The sequence below is a fragment of the Demequina phytophila genome (assembly GCF_000971135.1).
GTDB classification, from domain to species: Bacteria; Actinomycetota; Actinomycetes; order Actinomycetales; family Demequinaceae; genus Demequina; species Demequina phytophila.
The window spans coordinates 356,246-373,216 of the sequence record NZ_BBLW01000003.1 but is presented as its reverse complement, the minus strand read 5'-3'; the positions used below and the strand labels follow the sequence as shown (position 1 = coordinate 373,216).

General features: G+C 71.3%; 14 protein-coding genes. 9 read left to right on the top strand and 5 right to left on the bottom strand.

What is annotated here, in order from left to right:
* Nucleotides 1-4: 4 nt before the first annotated feature.
* The 4 genes from AOM01_RS06775 to AOM01_RS06760 form a co-directional block, all read right to left on the bottom strand.
* Complete coding sequence (locus AOM01_RS06775) at nt 5-376, bottom strand: sterol carrier family protein (RefSeq protein ID WP_062290860.1); 372 nt, start codon at nt 374-376, stop codon at nt 5-7.
* 108 nt (nt 377-484) lie between these two features.
* Nucleotides 485-2,791 (bottom strand): phosphoribosylformylglycinamidine synthase subunit PurL, encoded by a 2,307-nt coding sequence (gene purL / locus AOM01_RS06770; RefSeq protein ID WP_062290858.1) that lies wholly within the window; start codon nt 2,789-2,791, stop codon nt 485-487.
* A gap of 148 nt (nt 2,792-2,939) precedes the next feature.
* Nucleotides 2,940-3,461 carry a hypothetical protein gene (locus AOM01_RS06765; protein ID WP_062290855.1) on the bottom strand — a complete coding sequence of 174 codons (522 nt, stop codon included), beginning with the start codon at nt 3,459-3,461 and terminating at the stop codon, nt 2,940-2,942.
* A 159-nt stretch (nt 3,462-3,620) separates the two neighbouring features.
* The gene (locus tag AOM01_RS06760; RefSeq protein WP_062290852.1) at nt 3,621-4,892 is read right to left on the bottom strand and encodes a hypothetical protein; all 1,272 of its coding nucleotides are present in this window, start codon (nt 4,890-4,892) and stop codon (nt 3,621-3,623) included.
* A gap of 73 nt (nt 4,893-4,965) precedes the next feature.
* Here AOM01_RS06760 and AOM01_RS06755 point away from each other — a divergent pair, with 73 nt between their 5' ends.
* Entirely contained in the window at nt 4,966-5,469 is a 504-nt protein-coding gene (locus tag AOM01_RS06755; protein ID WP_062290850.1) for a phosphoribosyltransferase, read from the top strand.
* An 81-nt stretch (nt 5,470-5,550) separates the two neighbouring features.
* On the top strand, nt 5,551-7,605 hold the full coding sequence (locus AOM01_RS06750) for an ABC transporter permease (RefSeq protein WP_156155869.1): 2,055 nt from the start codon (nt 5,551-5,553) through the stop codon (nt 7,603-7,605).
* 1 nt (nt 7,606) lies between these two features.
* Here AOM01_RS06750 and AOM01_RS06745 read toward each other — a convergent pair whose 3' ends face one another.
* The gene (locus AOM01_RS06745; RefSeq protein ID WP_228374235.1) at nt 7,607-7,996 is read right to left on the bottom strand and encodes a VOC family protein; all 390 of its coding nucleotides are present in this window, start codon (nt 7,994-7,996) and stop codon (nt 7,607-7,609) included.
* A 59-nt stretch (nt 7,997-8,055) separates the two neighbouring features.
* Here AOM01_RS06745 and AOM01_RS06740 point away from each other — a divergent pair, with 59 nt between their 5' ends.
* The 7 genes from AOM01_RS06740 to metZ all read left to right on the top strand — a co-directional run bounded on the left by AOM01_RS06740 (nt 8,056) and on the right by metZ (nt 16,952).
* Complete coding sequence (locus AOM01_RS06740) at nt 8,056-8,469, top strand: rhodanese-like domain-containing protein (RefSeq protein ID WP_062290843.1); 414 nt, start codon at nt 8,056-8,058, stop codon at nt 8,467-8,469.
* Nucleotides 8,470-8,851: 382 nt separating this feature from the next.
* The gene (locus AOM01_RS06735; protein WP_062290839.1) at nt 8,852-9,880 is read left to right on the top strand and encodes a LacI family DNA-binding transcriptional regulator; all 1,029 of its coding nucleotides are present in this window, start codon (nt 8,852-8,854) and stop codon (nt 9,878-9,880) included.
* Nucleotides 9,881-9,992: 112 nt separating this feature from the next.
* The gene (locus AOM01_RS06730) at nt 9,993-11,315 is read left to right on the top strand and encodes an ABC transporter substrate-binding protein (protein WP_062290837.1); all 1,323 of its coding nucleotides are present in this window, start codon (nt 9,993-9,995) and stop codon (nt 11,313-11,315) included.
* A 70-nt stretch (nt 11,316-11,385) separates the two neighbouring features.
* Nucleotides 11,386-12,351: a carbohydrate ABC transporter permease gene (locus AOM01_RS06725; protein ID WP_062290835.1), complete on the top strand. Its 966-nt coding sequence runs from the start codon at nt 11,386-11,388 to the stop codon at nt 12,349-12,351.
* A 1-nt stretch (nt 12,352) separates the two neighbouring features.
* Entirely contained in the window at nt 12,353-13,246 is an 894-nt protein-coding gene (locus AOM01_RS06720; RefSeq protein WP_062290831.1) for a carbohydrate ABC transporter permease, read from the top strand.
* Nucleotides 13,243-15,513: an alpha-xylosidase gene (gene yicI / locus AOM01_RS06715; RefSeq protein WP_062290829.1), complete on the top strand. Its 2,271-nt coding sequence runs from the start codon at nt 13,243-13,245 to the stop codon at nt 15,511-15,513. The genes AOM01_RS06720 and yicI overlap by 4 nt, the downstream gene beginning before the upstream one ends.
* A 221-nt stretch (nt 15,514-15,734) precedes the next feature.
* Nucleotides 15,735-16,952 carry an O-succinylhomoserine sulfhydrylase gene (metZ, locus tag AOM01_RS06710; protein WP_062290826.1) on the top strand — a complete coding sequence of 406 codons (1,218 nt, stop codon included), beginning with the start codon at nt 15,735-15,737 and terminating at the stop codon, nt 16,950-16,952.
* Nucleotides 16,953-16,971: the final 19 nt, after the last annotated feature.

Sequence of the window (16,971 nt, the reverse complement as noted above, 5' to 3'; positions counted from 1 at the left end):
CGGCCTACAGCGCGAGCGGCAGCAGCGCCGACAGGTCCGACCGCTCCCCCGACGCGTCGACGCGGCCCTCGGCCACCGCATCGTCCCATCGCAGGCGACCCGTCACGAGGCCCAGCCAGACCTCGGGGGCCATCTCCACCACGGCCGGCGGCGTGCCGCGGCGGTGGACGGAGCCCTCGACGGCCTGGACCGCGCCGAACGGCGGCACGCGCACCTCGAGCGAGCGGCCCGGCGCGACGGCGGCGAGCTCCTCGAGGCTGAACCGCACGGCCATCGCCGTCACGCCCGGCTCGACGGTGCCGACGTCGCTGAGGAGCGCCCACTGACGGACGGATTCGCGGCCGGCGGCGACGGGGATGCGGCGGCGGGGAGGCATGGGTCCAGGGTGGCACAGCGCACCGAGCCCGCCGGCCCGAGCAACGCGAAACGCCCGGCCTGTCACCGGGCCGGGCGTCGCATCGTCCCTGCTCAGGGACGGGATGACTCAGGCGAAGCGCGCGACGAGCGGCGCCTCCCAGGCCTCGGTGAGCTCGGCGACGGGGACCTCGAACTGGCCCTGGACGTCGATGACGTCGCCGCCGGTGACGCCCACGCGGGCGAACGGCACGCCGCGCGCCTCGAGCATCGCGACCAGGCGCGGCTCCTCGGTGCGGGGCACGGTGAGCAGCGCACGGCCCTGCGACTCGGAGAACAGCGCCTGCGCGGGCGTGAGGCCGTCGCGCTCGCAGATCTCGTCGAGGACGATGCGCGCGCCGACGCCGTAGCGCAGCGAGCCGTACGCGGCCGCGGCGGCGAGGCCGCCCTCGGACACGTCGCGGGCGGCGTCGACCAGGCCGTCGCGCGAGCACGCGATGAGGATCTCGGCGAGCTCCTTCTCCCACGCGAGGTCGAGCACCGGCGGGAGGCCGCCGAGGTGGCCGTGCGTGGAGGCGAGCTCGGAGCCGTCGAGCTCCGGCTTGGTGGTGCCGATCAGGAACAGCAGCTGGCCGTCCTCGCGCCAGCCCGACGGGGTCGCGCGGGCGACGTCGTCGAGGATGCCGAGGATGCCGACGATCGCGGTGGGGTTGATCGAGCTGTCGATGCGGCCCGGCTCGCCGGTGCCGTTGTACAGCGACACATTGCCTCCGGTGACCGGGACGCCGAGCTCCTGGCAGGCGTCCGCGAGGCCGCGGATGGCCTCGGCGAACTGCCACATCGAGTCGGGGTCCTCGGGGGAGCCGAAGTTGAGACCGTCGGTGACGGCGGTCGGCTCGGCGCCGGTGATGGCGACGCCGCGGAACGCGGCCGCGACGGACTGGCGCGCGCCCTCGTAGGGGTCGAGCTTGGTGAAGCGGTCGTTGGAGCGGGTCGCGATGGCGACGCCGCGACCGGTCTCCTCGTCGATGCGGATCACGCCGGCGGTGTCGGGGCGCGACGCGGCGGTGTTGCCCTGGACGTAGCGGTCGTACTGGCGGGTGATCCACTCGCGCGAGGCCATGTTATCGCTGGTGAGGAGGGTGACGAACGCGTCGCGCAGGTCCTCGCCGGTGGCGGGGAGCTCCGCCGCGAAGCGGTCTGCCTGCAGGCCGTCCATCCACGCGGGGCGGTGGAACGGGCGGTCGTAGACGGGGCCGTCGTGCGCGACCGTGCGCGGGTCGACGTCGACGATGCGCTGGCCGTGGTGGTCGATGGTGAGGCGGCCCGAGTCGTTGACCTCGCCGACCACCGAGGACTCGATGTCCCACTTGCCGGTGATCGCCATGAACTGGTCGAGCTTCTCCGGCGTGACGACCGCCATCATGCGCTCCTGCGACTCCGACATGAGGATCTCGCCGGCATTGAGGGTGGGGTCGCGCAGCAGGACGTCGTCGAGCCACACGTGCATGCCGCCCGAGCCGTTGGACGCGAGCTCGGAGGTCGCGCAGGAGATGCCGGCCGCGCCGAGGTCCTGGATGCCCTGGACCACGTCCGCCGCGAACAGCTCGAGGCAGCACTCGATGAGCACCTTCTCCATGAACGGGTCGCCCACCTGTACGGACGGGCGCTTCGCGGGCACGCCGTCCTCGAACGTCTCCGACGCGAGGATCGAGGCGCCGCCGATGCCGTCGCCGCCGGTACGGGCGCCGAACAGGACCACCTTGTTGCCCACGCCCTCGGCGGACGCGAGGTGGATGTCCTCGTGCTTCATCTTGCCCACGCAGAGCGCGTTGACCAGGGGGTTGCCCTGGTAGCAGGAGTCGAAGCGGGCGCCACCGCCGATGTTGGGCAGGCCCAGCGAGTTGCCGTAGCCGCCGACGCCGGCGACCACGCCGTGCACGACGCGGGCGGTGTCGGGGTGGTCGATCGCGCCGAAGCGGAGCTCGTCCATGCCGGCGACCGGGCGTGCGCCCATCGCAAGGATGTCGCGGACGATGCCCCCGACGCCGGTCGCGGCACCCTGGTACGGCTCGACGTAGGACGGGTGGTTGTGCGACTCGACCTTGAAGGTCACGGCCCAGCCGTCGCCGATGTCCACGACGCCGGCGTTCTCGCCGATGCCGACCATGAGGCGCTGCTTCATCTCCGGCGTGGTCTTCTCGCCGAACTGGCGCAGGTGCACCTTGGAGGACTTGTACGAGCAGTGCTCCGACCACATGACGGAGTACATCGCGAGCTCCGCGTTGGTGGGGCGGCGGCCCAGGAGGTCGCGGATGCGCTGATACTCGTCGTGCTTGAGACCCAGCTCTCCCCAGGGCTGCTCCTGGTCGGGGGTGTTCTCCGCGTAGCCGACGGTGTCGAGCTGGGCGGCGGTGGGCTGAAGCGCGTCGGTCATGAAGTCCTCATGGGTGGAGCCGGCGGGTATGCGGCAATCCTACCGGCGGGCGCATCGCCCGGCGCCCGCACGGGACGCGGTACGACGGCCCCTGGTAACGGGACGATGCGGGAGTTGCGTCGTGCGAGTGGGCGCGGGTCCGCGCGGGTCAGGGGGCGAAGTCGATCTCCTCGATCACCGCGTCGGGCGCGACGAGGATCACCGCCGCGACGTCCCCGCACATCCCCGTCCACGTGTCCGCGAGCGCGGCGTCCTCCGCAACCGCCGGATCGAGGAACCTGCCGACCACCGGCGGGTAGTACGAATCGGCACGCTCAGCGGAGGTCAGCTCGACGGGGCCGCCGTGCAGGTGCGCCAACGCACCCTCGGCCCCGAGGCGCGGCACCGTCGCGCTCCACGTGTCCGCGAGCAGAAGGCCCACCACGCCGTCTGCCTCGGTGGCGCTGGTCGGGCAGACAGTCCACAGGCCCTTGGCGTCCGCGCGCACGCCCTGCGCGACCTCGGTCGCCTCGCCGGTCCACTCGCTCGCGGCGTAGGTGGGAAGCCTCGCCGGGCGCTCCCAGAACGCGAACGCCCCGAGCACCACGAGCGCGAGGCCCGCCACGATGATCCCCGCGAGCGCCGCGCGCCTGGTGGGCGCCTGCTTGCGCGTCTCCGCTGTGTCCCCCATGAGGGGATTGTGCACCCTCGACGGGTGCCGCACCAGGACCTTTGCTGATTCGCGAGCGGAGTGCACGACCGCTGACGTGCGACGTTCACTTCCCCGTAGGAAGGCGAGACCTGCAGAAAGCGACGCTGGCCACCCCATAGCGCGCGGGGGTGGGGCGAGCTAGGAGGCGAGCGCGTCCGCGACCGCGTCCGCGAGCGCGTCCGCCGCGAGGTCCGGCCCATGGACGTGGACGCCCTCGGCGTCCTCCCACAGCACGCGATCGACGCCGGGCAGCAGCCCGAGCGCGTCCGCGACCGCCTGCATGCGCGCCTCCGTCAGAGACTCGACCACGCGGGGGTGCAGCGCAACGGTGTACGTGTAGTCGTCGAGCCAGGGCGACTGCACGGTGACGGTCGCGTCCCAGCCGTCGACCTCGATGGTGCGCACCGCGAGGTCCTCATGCCTGCCCAGTCGCTCCAGGAACGGCGCGCGCAGGAGAAGTCCGCGCCGGTCGTCCTCGGTGAGCGGCGCATCGTCCGGTCGCGACGGCAGCTCCGCGCGCGCGGCGGCGCGCAGCGACGCCAGCACCTCCACCGTGAGCAGCCCGGGCGCCCACACCTCGAGGAGGTGGTGGCTGCGGAACGCCACGCGCGCGATGCCGGGCGCCGCGTCGCAGCCGCGCAGGAAGCGCAACAGGGCGGGCTCGTCGATCGCGCCGGCGGCGAGCATCACGATCGCGTGGTGCGTCGCGTCGGACGGGGTGCCGGGCGCGTGGCCGGGACCGGCATCGTTCACCACCAGGCCCGGGTCGCCCTCCTGCACCGGGCCGAGCGACTCGGACGGCGGCACGCTTGGCAGCTCGGTGGGGCGCACCGGCTTCTTGAAGAGGCCGCCCTTCGGGATGAACGACTCGCGCACGTCCGCCGGGGTGTCGAACGCCTCGTAGGTCAGCTGACCCGGCGACGCGAACCAGCGCAGCACGTCCTCGACGGAGTCCCACGCGGCGCGGCCGTGTCCCATCGCGGCGACCGCGTGCGGCAGCAGCGCGAGCGGCGGGCCGCCGGGGCCGAGCATCGGGTCGAGATACGTGGGCGAGCCCTCGCGACGGTCGAGACCCCAGGACAGCGGCTGGTGGTCGTCCGCGATCCCACCCAGGTAGACCAGCAGCCCGTCGATGAGCGCGGCGCCGTGCATGGTGAGCTCGCGCCCCAGCTCCGAGCGGTACGCCCAGTCCGGCTTGACCGCCGAGCGGTCGCGACGCAGGTCGCGCGTCACCCAGTCGATGGTGGGACGCAGCTCCGCCGGCGTGAACTGAAGGTCATGCCCGGTGGACTTGCGCACCTGGGTCGCGAGGTACTCGGCGCTTTTGGGGCTCGCCGCGAGCCACGCCTGGAACCAGCCGTCCGCCTCGTAGAAACGGCGCGCGTCGCCCTCGGAGGTGAAGAAGCCCATCGGTCAAGGTTACGGGGGACGATGCGGCGGTCGCGCCGGTACGCTCGCCTCACCGGACGTGGTTGGAGACGAGATGACCGACACCCCCGAGCGCGAGGTCCTCACCTGGCAGGGATACGGCGACGCGTCGCGCGAGCTCGCGCAGATGGTCGTCGACTCGGGCTACGAGCCCGACGTGGTGGTCGCCGTCGCGCGCGGCGGGCTGCCCGTGGGAGGCGCGATCTCCTACGCACTGGGGACCAAGGGCGTCGGCACGCTCAACGTCGAGTTCTACACCGGCATCGACGAGCGCCTGCCCGCCCCGGTGCTGCTGCCGCCGCTGCTCGACACGGACGCGATGAAGGGCCTCAAGGTGCTGGTCGCCGACGACGTCGCGGACACCGGCGAGACCCTCGCGCTCGTGAAGAAGCTGATGGAGCAGCACGCCGGCGAGGTGCGCACCGTGGTGCTCTACGCGAAGTCTCACTCGATCATCGACCCCGACTACGTGTGGAAGCGCACCGACCTGTGGATCACGTTCCCGTGGTCGGCGCTGCCGCCGGTCACGCCGGGCAAGCCGCACCCCGAGGAGGGGTAGCCGCGTCATACCTGGTTATCACCGGAGAACGGTGCGCGGGGACGATGCGGCTGGCGCCTTCGCGTCGCTAGCGTGGCAGCCATGCTGGGGATGACTTCCGTGGGGGGCGCGCTGCTGCGCGAGCAGTGGCGCGCGCAGCGCCGGTACACGGTGACGGCAGGGGTGCTGGTCGCGATGGCGACCGGGCTCGCGACGTTCGCCGCGACCTCCCTGGGGACGCAGGCGGCCATCGACCGCGAGTTCGCCGACGAGTCCGGCTACTCGGGCGAGCACGTCGCGACGCTGCGCGGATGGAGCGACGGCATGGGCTATCGCAACGGGCGGGCGATGGACGACTGGCATACCGCGACGCCCGACCAGGTCGCCGCGATCGTCGACGACGCCGCGTCGCAAGGCATCGACCTCGACGCGCGCGCCACCGTGTACGCCCGGTTCGCGGAGGACGCGGACGGCGGCGCCTACCTTGAGGCGCTCTCGCCCGAGGCCGCCACGGATCGGCTCTACGCGGGCGCCGTCCCGGGCCCAGGCGAGATCGCGCTCGCCTCCGCGTACGCCCAGCGGCTCGGCATCGAGGTCGGCGACTCCGTCACCGTGACCGGGCGTGAGGACGCGGATGTACCCTCGGCGACGCCGCTGCGGCTCACGGTGGTCGGCCTCATCCGCTCCGGGGTCATCGACGGAGAGCTGTACGGCGCGACCGGGCTCATCGCACCCGAGGGCGTCGCCGCGGTCGCCAGGGTCGGAGGGCCGTTCCCCGTGGTCAACGACGCGGGTGACCGCACGGGCATGTACGACGTGACATTCACGTGGGACGGGCCGCTTCTCGCCGGCCTCGAGGACGTGACCCAGACGATCCCGTACGAGGACGACCACGCGACCTTCGCCGGCGCGGTATTGCTGTCGCTGGTCGGCGCAGGCCTCCTCGCGGTCATCGCGGTGGGCGCGGCCATCGCCGCGGGCCGGGGCCAGGGTGAGGCGCGCACGCAGTGGGTCGCGACCGCGCGGGCGCTCGGCGCGACACGCGCCGACATCGTCAAGGCCGGTGCAGTCGAGGGCACGGTGATCGGCCTCGTCGCGGGCACCGTCGGGCTCGCGTGCGGCTGGGCGGCAGCCGAGTGGGTCTACTCCTTGTCGGACGCCGCACGGCCGGACGTGTACGGTCCCGCGATCGCGACGCTGCCGCCCGGGTACGCGGCCACCATTCTGGCGTTCGCGGTGGCGCTTGCGCTCGTGATCGGTCTGGTCCCGGCCCTGTGGGCGGCGAACGTGGAGCCGAGCGCGGCCCTCAAGCCCACCGGCCCCGGCGACCTGCGCGTCGCCGAGCCGGCCCGGCGCCTCGTCTCTCCCGCCTGGCTCGCCCTCCCGGCGGTCGCGGCGGTGGTCGTCATCCTCGCGGAGGCTGCGGGCTGGCTGCCCGACGGCCGCTGGTGGGGGATTGCGGACGACTTCGGCTGGGTGGTCCTCACGGTCACCGCTGGCGGGCTCGCCGGGCTCGGGCTGCGCGCGGCGATGCCGCGCCTGGGCGCGTCGCTCGCACGGACCGGGAAACCGTCGCTCGTGCTCGCTGCGGACTCGCTCCAGCACCGCACGGGAGCGCTCGTCCCCGCCGGGACCGGGATGCTGCTCGCGGCTTTCCCCGTCTTCATGGCGGTACGCAGCATGGGTCTGCCCGTGGATGGACCCGCTCCGACGTGGGACGGCGTGGAGGATGGGATGCTGCCGTGGTGGCTCGGCGGTGCGCTGCTCATGGTCATCGGGGGCCTGGTCATCGGGCTCGCCGAATGGATGGGCCGCGGCGCAGCGCTGCGGGAGGCCGCGACCGCGGGAGCACTCGGTCTCGACCGCCACGCGCGACAGGTCGCGGCGATCGTGCGGGTCGCGGCGCCGATGGCGCTCGGGGTGCTCGTGGGCGCCGCGCTCGGCATGGCGATGGCCACCATCCTCGCCGCGTCCGAGGCGATCGAAGCGGCGACCGACCCCACGTGGGGCACCGTCGCGATCATGGGAGCCGAGGCGCTCCTGGGCACGGTGATCATGGTCGCCGCCAGCGCGGCCGGCATCGGCGTGGTGGCGCTGTTCGCGGCGCGGTCGGTGGACGCTCGCTCACCGCAGGAGGCGGCGCGGCTGGCCCGCTGAGTCAGCCCATCTGCGCAAGCTGGATGAGGTTGCCGCACGTGTCGTCGAGCACCGCGACGGTGACCGGGCCCATGTCCGTGGGCGGCATGGTGAACTCGACACCCAGCGCGACCAGGCGCTCGTGCTCGGCGCGCACGTCGTCCGAGGCGAACTGCGCGGCCGGGATGCCGTCCTCGCGCAGAGCGTCCCGGTAGGGCCCGACCGCGCGATGACCGGACGGCTCCAGCAGGAGCTGCACCGCATCGTCCCCCGGGGCCCCCACGGTGAGCCAGCGGTTCCCGTCGCCGAGCGGGATGTCGGTGCGCGTCTCGAAGCCGAGCACGCGGGTGTAGAAGTCGTGGGCCTTCGCCTGATCGTCGACGAAGACGCTGGTGAGGTGGATGCGGATCATGAACCCACCCTAGGCACGCGGACCTACACTCGTGCTGACCACGACCCGAGAGGACCGTCATGACGTACGCCGGAGACCTGACCCCGCACGAGGCCTGGGAGCTGCTCGAGAACGAGCCCGGCGCGATCCTGGTCGACGTGCGCACCGAGGCGGAGTGGCGCTATGTGGGCGTCCCGGACGCGTCCTCGCTGGGGAAGCAGGCGGCGCTGATCGAGTGGGTGTCCTACCCGGCGATGGCGCGCAACGAGGGCTTCCTCGCGCAGCTCGAGGCGACCGGCGTGCAGCCGGGACAGCCCATCGTCTTCCTGTGCCGCTCGGGCCAGCGGTCGATCGGCGCGGCTCAGGTGGCGACCGCGGCAGGCCTCGGCCCGGCGTACAACATCCTCGAGGGCTTCGAGGGCGCGACCGACGAGCAGGGCCACCGCGGCTGGCAGGGCTGGAAGGGTGCAGGCCTGCCCTGGCAGCAGGGCTGACCTGCCGCTCGTGATCCACCCCGCGCACCCCCGCGCGCCATGGGGAACCCAGCGACGATCTCGCCACATCGCGTGGAGCTGCGGGGAACTGAGCGACGCTTGACCCCAACTCGGCACGCGTGAGTGCCGGAACGAGGTCTCGCGACGGGACACGTCGCTCACTTCCCCACAGCTATCGAGGACCTCGAGAAACCGTCGGCCAGTTCCCCATAGGGGGACGGGGGAGGCGCGCGCGAGCGTGGCACCCCCGGCAAATGTCACGATTCGGTAACCCGGCTTGCTTTGTTGCGGCGACCAACATAACGTCATGCAGGCAAGCCCAGTCGAAGCGCTTCGAAACCCAAGCGCCGGCACGGGAACCGATGAGGACGATGGAGTCGACATGGCGACGATCGCGGACGTGGCGCAGGCCGCCGGCGTGTCGATCAGCACCGTCTCCTACGCCCTGAGCGGCAAGCGCTCCATCAAGTCAGACACCCGCGACCGCGTCCTCGCCGTCGCGAGCGAGCTCGGCTACCTCCCCCACGCGAGCGCCCGGATGCTCGCCGCGCACCGCTCGCACATCATCGCGGTGAGCGAGCCCGTCCACCCCGACACCGACGACGCCGCGCACATGGCGTTCGCCATGCAGACCACGCGGGTCGCCCGCGCGCACAACTACGACACGCTCCTCCTGGTCCACGACGACGCGCTCGAGGGCATGCGCCGCTCCGCCGCGACCCAGCTCGCGGACGGGATCGTGGTGCTGGATGTCGACGAGGACGATGCGCGGGTCCCCCTCGCACGCACGCTCGCCTGCCCCACGGTGTTCGTCGGACTCCCGGCCGACACCGAGGGCCTGGTGTGCGTCGACCTCGACTTCGAGGCCGCCGCCCGGGAGGCCGTCGACCGCCTGGTCGACGCGGGCCACCGCCAGATCGGCCTGATCTCCCACCGCCTCGAGACCATCGAGCGCGGCTCCAACTTCCCCCGCCGCGTCCTGCGCGCCTTCACCGAGCGCTGCGAAGAGCGCGGCATCCGCCACGCCATCACGCACCCGAACGGCCACACGGCCGACGGCAGCGTGCGCCGCCTCCTCGAGCAGCTCCCCGGGCTCGACGGGATCGTGCTCAACACCACCGCAGATGTGGCCTCGTCGCTGTCCGCGATCCTCGCGACCCGCGGCCTCGAGGTCCCCCGCGACGTCTCGGTCATCGCGGCCGGCGTCAGCTTCACCACGGCACGGTTCGCCGTGCCGTTCGACACCATGCCGCTCGATGCCCAGGCATCCTGCACCGCCGCCATGGACCTCCTGGTCAAGGCGATCGACGGCGGGGACCGCACCCCCCGCATCGTCCTCATCCCCCCGACCTACATCGACCACGGCTCGGTGATCGCCCGCGCGGCCGCCGACCCGGACCCCGGGGTCTGACCTCACCAGGGCATCCCCCACGCACGCGCATCGTCGAAGCGCTTCGAAAGTTGCGAACGGCACCGCGCACCACCCCGGCCCCCGGGCCACGACAAGGAAGCAGGAACGGACAATGAAGTACCGCATCACAGCAGCCACGGCCGTGCTCGCGGCCGGCGCGCTCAGCCTCACCGCATGCTCGTCCGGAGACGGCGGCGAGGGCGGGGCGTCCGGCGCCCCGGCGGACGGCGACTACACCGGCGAGACCCTCACCGTCATGCACTACGAGGGCGAGGAGTCCGCGATGGGCAAGGCGTGGAACCTCGCCATCGAGATGTTCGAGGAGGAGACGGGCGCGACCGTCGACCTGCAGACCACCGCGTTCGAGGACCTCAACGCCTCTGCACAGCAGCTGTTCGACTCCTCCGACGCACCCGACGTGTCCGAGTACAACAAGGGCAACGGCACCGCGGGCCAGCTCGCCGCGACCGGCGTCATCCTTCCCCTCGACGACGCGTACGAGACCTACGGCTGGGCGGACAAGCTCAGCGCCGGCATCGACACCATCGCGAAGTACGACGAGAACGGCGTGATGGGCTCGGGCAGCTGGTACGGCGTGCCGAACTACGGCGAGTTCGTGTTCCTCTACTTCAACCAGGACATGTTCGACGAGTACGGCATCGAGGTGCCCACGGACGAGGCGAGCCTCGAGACCGCCATGCAGGCGTTCGTCGACGAGGGCGTCACCCCGCTCACCACCTCCGCGCAGGAGTACCCGATGGGCCAGCTCTGGTACCAGCTCGCGCTGAGCCAGGCCGACCGCTCCTGGGTCGACGCGTACCAGCTCTACACCGAGGCCGTCGACTGGGCCGGCCCCGAGGTCAGCTACGCCTCCGGCACCCTCGAGGACTGGGTGAACGCCGGCTACATCAGCAAGGACGCCTCCGGCATGACCGCCGAGGACGCGGGCCTCGCGTTCATCAACGGCGACGCCCCGATGTTCTACTCCGGCTCCTGGTGGTACGGCCGCATGCTCGAGGACGTCACCGACTTCGAGTTCGGGATCACCAACTGGCCCGACACCACGCTGACCCCGGGGTCCGGCGGCAACATCTGGGTGGTCCCGGTCGAGTCGAAGCAGCCCGAGCTCGCGGAGATCTTCATCGACATCACCATGCGTCCCGAGGTCCAGGCGCTGCTGGGCGAGTCGGGCGGCCTGCCGGTCGCAGCCGACACCGCGGACATCACCGACCCCGACGCGCAGAAGCTCATCGAGCTGTTCAACGAGGTCAACGACCGCGACGGCCTGTCCTTCTACCCCGACTGGCCGACGCCCACCTTCTACGGCGACCTCAACTCCGTGATGCAGGGCATCGTCAACGGCGACGTCACCGCCGACGAGGCGAACACGCAGCTCATGGACTACTACGAGAGCTACGTGGCGGACCTCCGCTAGTCGCCATCCCTCATCAAGGCGGGGGTCCGGGTCCACGCGGCCCGGACCCCCGCCGGAGACGGAACCCCTCATGACCTCCACCCCGCAGCGCGTCCGCCCGCGCCGAACCGACGAGCCCGCCCGCATCCCGCAGCGCGACCGCGGCAAGCTCGGCTACTGGCTGTACCTCATCCCCGGCACGCTGCTGGTCGGGCTCGTGATCTTCTACCCGATCGTCCGCAACGTCCGCCTGAGCTTCTTCCACTGGCGCGGCGGCCGCGCACCCGAGTACTTCGCGGGCCTCGAGAACTGGGTCGCCCTGTTCTCGGACCAGGAGTTCCTGCAGTCGTTCAAGAACATCATCCTGGTGATCGTCGCCATGGTGATCGTGCCCACCCTGCTCGGCCTCGTCATCGCCGCACTGCTGTTCGACGTGGTGGGCCGCCGGTTCGGCGCCCGCCTCTCCAGCTTCCTGCGCGCGACCTACTACCTCCCCCAGATCCTCCCCATCGCCGTCGCCGGCGTGATGTTCAGCTGGATCCTCAAGCCCAACTCCGACGGCGTCCTCAACCAGTTCCTGACGGTCCTCACGGGCAGCGAGGTCGAGATCAACTGGCTCGGCGGCCAGTACTCGACCGCGATGGCCTCCGTCATGGTGCTGATGATCTGGATCCAGATCGGCTACCCCGTGGTGATCTTCATGGCGGCGCTCCAGCGCGTCGACCCGCAGCTGTACGAGGCCGCGGAGCTCGACGGCGCCAACTGGTTCCAGCGCTTCCGCGCGATCACGCTGCCGATGATCCGGCCCGAGGTGTTCGTGGTGGCGCTCACCACCACCATCGCGGCGCTCAAGGTCTTCGCCCCGGTGTTCATCCTCACCAACGGCGGACCGTCGAAGTCCACGTACGTGCCCAGCTTCTACGCCTATCAGGAGTTCATCCGCGGCACGGACAAGGGCTACGCCGCGACCATCGCCTCCGCCATCACGATCCTCGTGGTCGTGGTCGCCATCATCTTCATCCGCGTGCAGAACCGCGCCGAGCGAAAGGACGCCTGACATGACCGCCGTCGCCCAGGCCCCCGCGCCCGCCCCCTCCACGGACGGCAAGGACCGCCGCAACAAGGCTCGCCCCCGCACCGTCGCCGAGTGGGTCATGCTCACGCTCGCCGTCCTCGGCGCGCTCGCGATCGTCTTCCCGATGCTCCTGCTGCTGCTCAACGCGTTCAAGTCCCCGCAGGACTACGCGAACTCCGGCCCGCTCGAGCTGCCCCAGGCGCTCAGCTTCGAGGGCATCAGGACGTTCTGGGAGACGCAGAACTTCCCGCGAGCGCTGTGGAACTCGATCTTCATCTCGACCATGGTGTCGATCATCGCGGTGGTCGTCTCGGTGCTGAACTCGTTCGCGATCGGCATCGGACGCGTGCGGGGCCGCACCTGGATCGTCCTGGTGTTCCTCATGGCCAACCTGGTCCCCCAGGAGATGCTCTTCGACCCGCTGTTCCAGCTGTACGACGACATGGGCCTGCTGTCGAACCCGTGGTCCGTGATCCTCACGTTCGTGGTGATCCAGTCCGCGTTCGGCACCTACCTGCTGTCGAGCCTGCTGGGCACCTTCCCCAAGGAGATCCTCGAGGCGGCCTCCGTCGACGGCGCGACGCGCTGGCGCACGCTGCGCTCGGTCATCGTCCCGATCGTCCGTCCGACGCTGTCGGTCCTCATGGTGTTCTTCTTCATCTGGACGTGGAACGAGTTCCTGCTGCCGCTGGCCTTCCTCAACACGTCCGACTCGCTCACCGTCCCCCTGCTGCTCGAGCAGCTCAACGGCGAGCGTCAGACGGACACCACGACCCTGATCGCCGGAACGCTCATCAGCATCATCCCGACGATCATCTTCTTCCTCATCTTCCAGCGCACCCTCACGCGCGGCATCACGGCAGGAGCAGTGAAGTGAAGTTCACCGACGGTTTCTGGCAGCGCCGGCCCGGCGTCGACGCCCTCTACGCGGAGGAGGCCTACGACGTGTGGGCGGAGGGCGACACGCTGACGGTGCACGCACCCACGCGCGTGATCCGCTCCCGGGGCGACGTGCTCAACCGCGCGATGCTCACGGTCACCCTCACGTCGCCGCTCGAGGGCGTGGTCAAGGTGCGGATCGACCACCACCAGGGCGCGCACCGCTCCCCCGGCTTCCGCATGCCGGGCGCCGTCGAGGGCGCGGGGACCGCGCAGGTGGACGATGCGGGGGGCACCCTGACCTCCGGGCGTCTCACCGCGCGGATCGCCAAGGGTGCGCCGTGGAGCCTCGACTTCGAGGTGGACGGCGAGCGCATCACCGGATCGGGCCACCATTCGGTGGGCTACATGACGCTGGCGGACCACGCGTCCGTGTCGGCCGAGCCCACCGGTGCCACCGGATACAGCGCGAACGGGCTCGCCCCGCATCGTGCCTACGTCCACGAGCAGCTGGATCTGGGCGTCGGGGAGACCATCTACGGTCTCGGCGAGCGGTTCGGGCCGTTCGTGAAGAACGGTCAGAGCGTCGACATCTGGAACGCCGACGGCGGCACCAGCTCCGAGCAGGCGTACAAGTCGATCCCGTTCTACCTGTCCTCCCGGGGGTACGGCGTGCTGGTCAACCACCCGGAGCACGTGAGCTTCGAGGTGGGCTCGGAGGCGGTCGAGCGCGTGCAGTTCTCCACCGCCGGAGAGTCGCTCGAGTACCTGGTGTTCGCCGGCCCGACCCCGGCCGAGGCCGTCGAGCGCTACACCGCGCTGCTGGGCCGGCCGCCGCGCGTGCCGGACTGGTCGTTCGGGCTGTGGCTGTCGACGTCCTTCACCACGGACTACGACGAGGCGACCGTGACGCAGTTCGTGGACGGCATGCGCGAGCGCGACCTCCCGCTGTCCGTGTTCCACTACGACTGCTTCTGGATGCGCGAGTTCAACTGGACCGACGGCGTCTGGGACGAGCGCGTGTTCCCCGATCCCGACGGCATGCTGCGCCGCATGCACGAGGACAAGGACCTCCGCGTGTCCGCGTGGATCAACCCGTACATCGCGCAGCGCGGCCGCATGTTCCGCGAGGGCATGGAGAAGGGCTACCTGGTCAAGCGACCCGACGGCTCGGTGTGGCAGTGGGACCAGTGGCAGGCCGGCATGGGGCTGGTCGACTTCACCAACCCCGACGCGCGGGCCTGGTTCCAGGACTTCATCCGGACCCTGGTGCGCCAGGGTGTGGACGCGATCAAGACCGACTTCGGCGAGCGCATCCCCACCGACGTGGTGTGGCACGACGGGTCACGCCCCGAGACCATGCACAACCTCTACACACAGCTCTACAACGAGGCCGTGTGGGAGGCGCTGGTCGGCGAGAAGGGCGAGGGCGGGGCGGTGCTGTTCGCGCGGTCGGCGACCGCCGGCGGCCAGACGATGCCGGTGCACTGGGGCGGCGACAACACCTCGTCCTACGTGTCGATGGCCGAGACCCTGCGCGGCGGACTGTCGCTCATGAGCTCCGGCTTCGGCTACTGGAGCCACGACATCGGCGGCTTCGAGGGCACCCCGGACGCCGGCGTGTTCAAGCGCTGGCTCGCGTTCGGGCTCATGTCCACGCACTCCCGCCTGCACGGCAGCGGCTCCTACCGCGTGCCGTGGGCCTTCGACGAGGAGGCCGTGGACGTCGCACGGCTGTTCACCAAGCTCAAGCTGTCGCTCATGCCGTACCTCTACGCAGCCTCCGTGCAGACCGCGGAGACCGGCGTCCCGATGATGCGGCCGATGTTCCTCGCGTTCCCCGGCGACCCCGCGACCCAGCATCTCGACCGGCAGTACATGCTGGGCGACTCGCTGCTGGTCGCGCCGGTGATGTCCGCGTCGGGCGAGGTGGACCTCTACCTGCCCGACGGCGAGTGGACGTCGCTGCTCACGGGAGAGCGCGTCGCCGGCGGTCGGTGGGTGCGCGAGACGCACGGCTACGAGTCGATGCCGCTGTACGTCCGCCCCGGCACCGTGCTCCCGCGCGGCACCCGCGACGACCGCCCCGACTACGACTACCTGTCCGACGTCGAGCTCGTCGTCTACCCGGGCGGCGAGGAGACCCGCACCGTCGAGCTTCACGCGTCCGATGGCTCGAGCGACACCGTCACCGTCGTGTCCCGCGACGGCTCGCTCACGGCCACCGGCGCCTCCGGCCGCGCCTACGCGGTCCGGGAGGCCTGAGGGCGGGACGATGCTCCGGCCGGGTAGACCTACCCGGCCGGAGCATCGTCCCTCGGGTCCTCCGCCCACGCCCACCCCGCCGCACGCCCTATGGGGAACCCAGCGACGGTTTCGCGACATCGCGTGCTCCGGCGGGGAACTGAACGACGCCCGTTCAGAAACTCTCGACCACTTCCCCGTACGAGGATCTCGAGGGGAGCGGGGCTGGGTAGCCTGAGCCCATGACCTCGGAAGACGCCCCGCAGCTCCGTCCCGACACCCTCGCCGTCCGCGCCGGCCACGTGCGCAGCCCGTTCGACGAGATGTCCGAGGCGATCTTCATGACGCAGGGCTACGTCTACCCGACGGCGCGCGAGGCGGAGGCGGCGTTCGCCGGCGAGATCGACCGCTACCAGTACTCGCGCTACGCGAACCCGACGGTCTCCATGTTCGAGACCCGGCTCGCCGCGATCGAGGGCGCCGAGGACTGCTTCGCCACCGCGACCGGCATGGCCGCCGTGTTCGTGAGCCTCGCCGCGATCCTGCGTCAGGGCGACCGCCTGGTCGCGTCGCGCGCGCTCTTCGGCACGTCGATCGCGACGTTCGACGAGTACTTCGCCGGCTGGGGCATCACCGTCGACTACGTCGACGGCCACGTGAACGAGGATTGGGACCGCGCGCTCGCCACGCCCGCGACCGCGGTGTTCTGCGAGTCCCCCACCAACCCCATGCAGGACGTGGTGGACCTCCGCCACGTCGCGGCCCGCGCCAAGGAGGCCGGCGCGCTGTTCATCGTCGACAACGTGTTCGCGACCCCGCTCGGACAGAAGCCGCTCGAGCTCGGCGCGGACGCCGTGGTCTACTCCGCGACCAAGCACATCGACGGTCAGGGCCGCGTGCTCGGCGGCGCGGTGCTCGGCCAGAAGGAGTACGTCGACAAGGTCCGCCAGATGGTGCGCACCATGGGCGCGACCATGTCGCCGTTCACCGCCTGGGTGCTCGGCAAGTCCCTCGAGACCCTCGCCGTCCGCGTGAAGGCGCAGGCCGCATCGGCCCTGGACCTCGCCGCGTGGCTCGAGGCGCACCCGAAGGTCGCGATCGCCCGGTACCCGCTGCTGCCGTCCCACCCCCAGTACGAGCGCGCGACGGCGCAGATGACCATGGGCGGCACGCTCGTGACCATCGACATCGCGCTGCCCGACGGCGTCGACCCGCACGGCCCCGAGGCGAAGGCGGCGACTTTCCGCTTCCTCGACGCGCTCCGGGTGATCGACATCTCGAACAACCTTGGCGACGCGAAGTCGATCGCGACGCACCCCGCGACCACCACGCACCGCAAGCTCGGACCCGAGCGACGCGCGGCCGTGGGGATGTGCGAGGCGACGGTGCGGCTCAGCATCGGCCTCGAGGACGTCGAGGACCTGCGCGAGGACCTCGCGCGGGCGCTCGACGCGATCTGACCCGCGCCGGCGTGGCGCC

Coding starts and splice junctions, on each gene's coding strand:
- AOM01_RS06775 (WP_062290860.1), bottom strand. CDS start 376: ATGCCTCCCCGCCGCCGCATCCCCGTCGCCGCCGGCCGCGAATCCGTC.
- purL (WP_062290858.1), bottom strand. CDS start 2,791: ATGACCGACGCGCTTCAGCCCACCGCCGCCCAGCTCGACACCGTCGGC.
- AOM01_RS06765 (WP_062290855.1), bottom strand. CDS start 3,461: ATGGGGGACACAGCGGAGACGCGCAAGCAGGCGCCCACCAGGCGCGCG.
- AOM01_RS06760 (WP_062290852.1), bottom strand. CDS start 4,892: ATGGGCTTCTTCACCTCCGAGGGCGACGCGCGCCGTTTCTACGAGGCG.
- AOM01_RS06755 (WP_062290850.1), top strand. CDS start 4,966: ATGACCGACACCCCCGAGCGCGAGGTCCTCACCTGGCAGGGATACGGC.
- AOM01_RS06750 (WP_156155869.1), top strand. CDS start 5,551: ATGCTGGGGATGACTTCCGTGGGGGGCGCGCTGCTGCGCGAGCAGTGG.
- AOM01_RS06745 (WP_228374235.1), bottom strand. CDS start 7,996: ATGATCCGCATCCACCTCACCAGCGTCTTCGTCGACGATCAGGCGAAG.
- AOM01_RS06740 (WP_062290843.1), top strand. CDS start 8,056: ATGACGTACGCCGGAGACCTGACCCCGCACGAGGCCTGGGAGCTGCTC.
- AOM01_RS06735 (WP_062290839.1), top strand. CDS start 8,852: ATGGCGACGATCGCGGACGTGGCGCAGGCCGCCGGCGTGTCGATCAGC.
- AOM01_RS06730 (WP_062290837.1), top strand. CDS start 9,993: ATGAAGTACCGCATCACAGCAGCCACGGCCGTGCTCGCGGCCGGCGCG.
- AOM01_RS06725 (WP_062290835.1), top strand. CDS start 11,386: ATGACCTCCACCCCGCAGCGCGTCCGCCCGCGCCGAACCGACGAGCCC.
- AOM01_RS06720 (WP_062290831.1), top strand. CDS start 12,353: ATGACCGCCGTCGCCCAGGCCCCCGCGCCCGCCCCCTCCACGGACGGC.
- metZ (WP_062290826.1), top strand. CDS start 15,735: ATGACCTCGGAAGACGCCCCGCAGCTCCGTCCCGACACCCTCGCCGTC.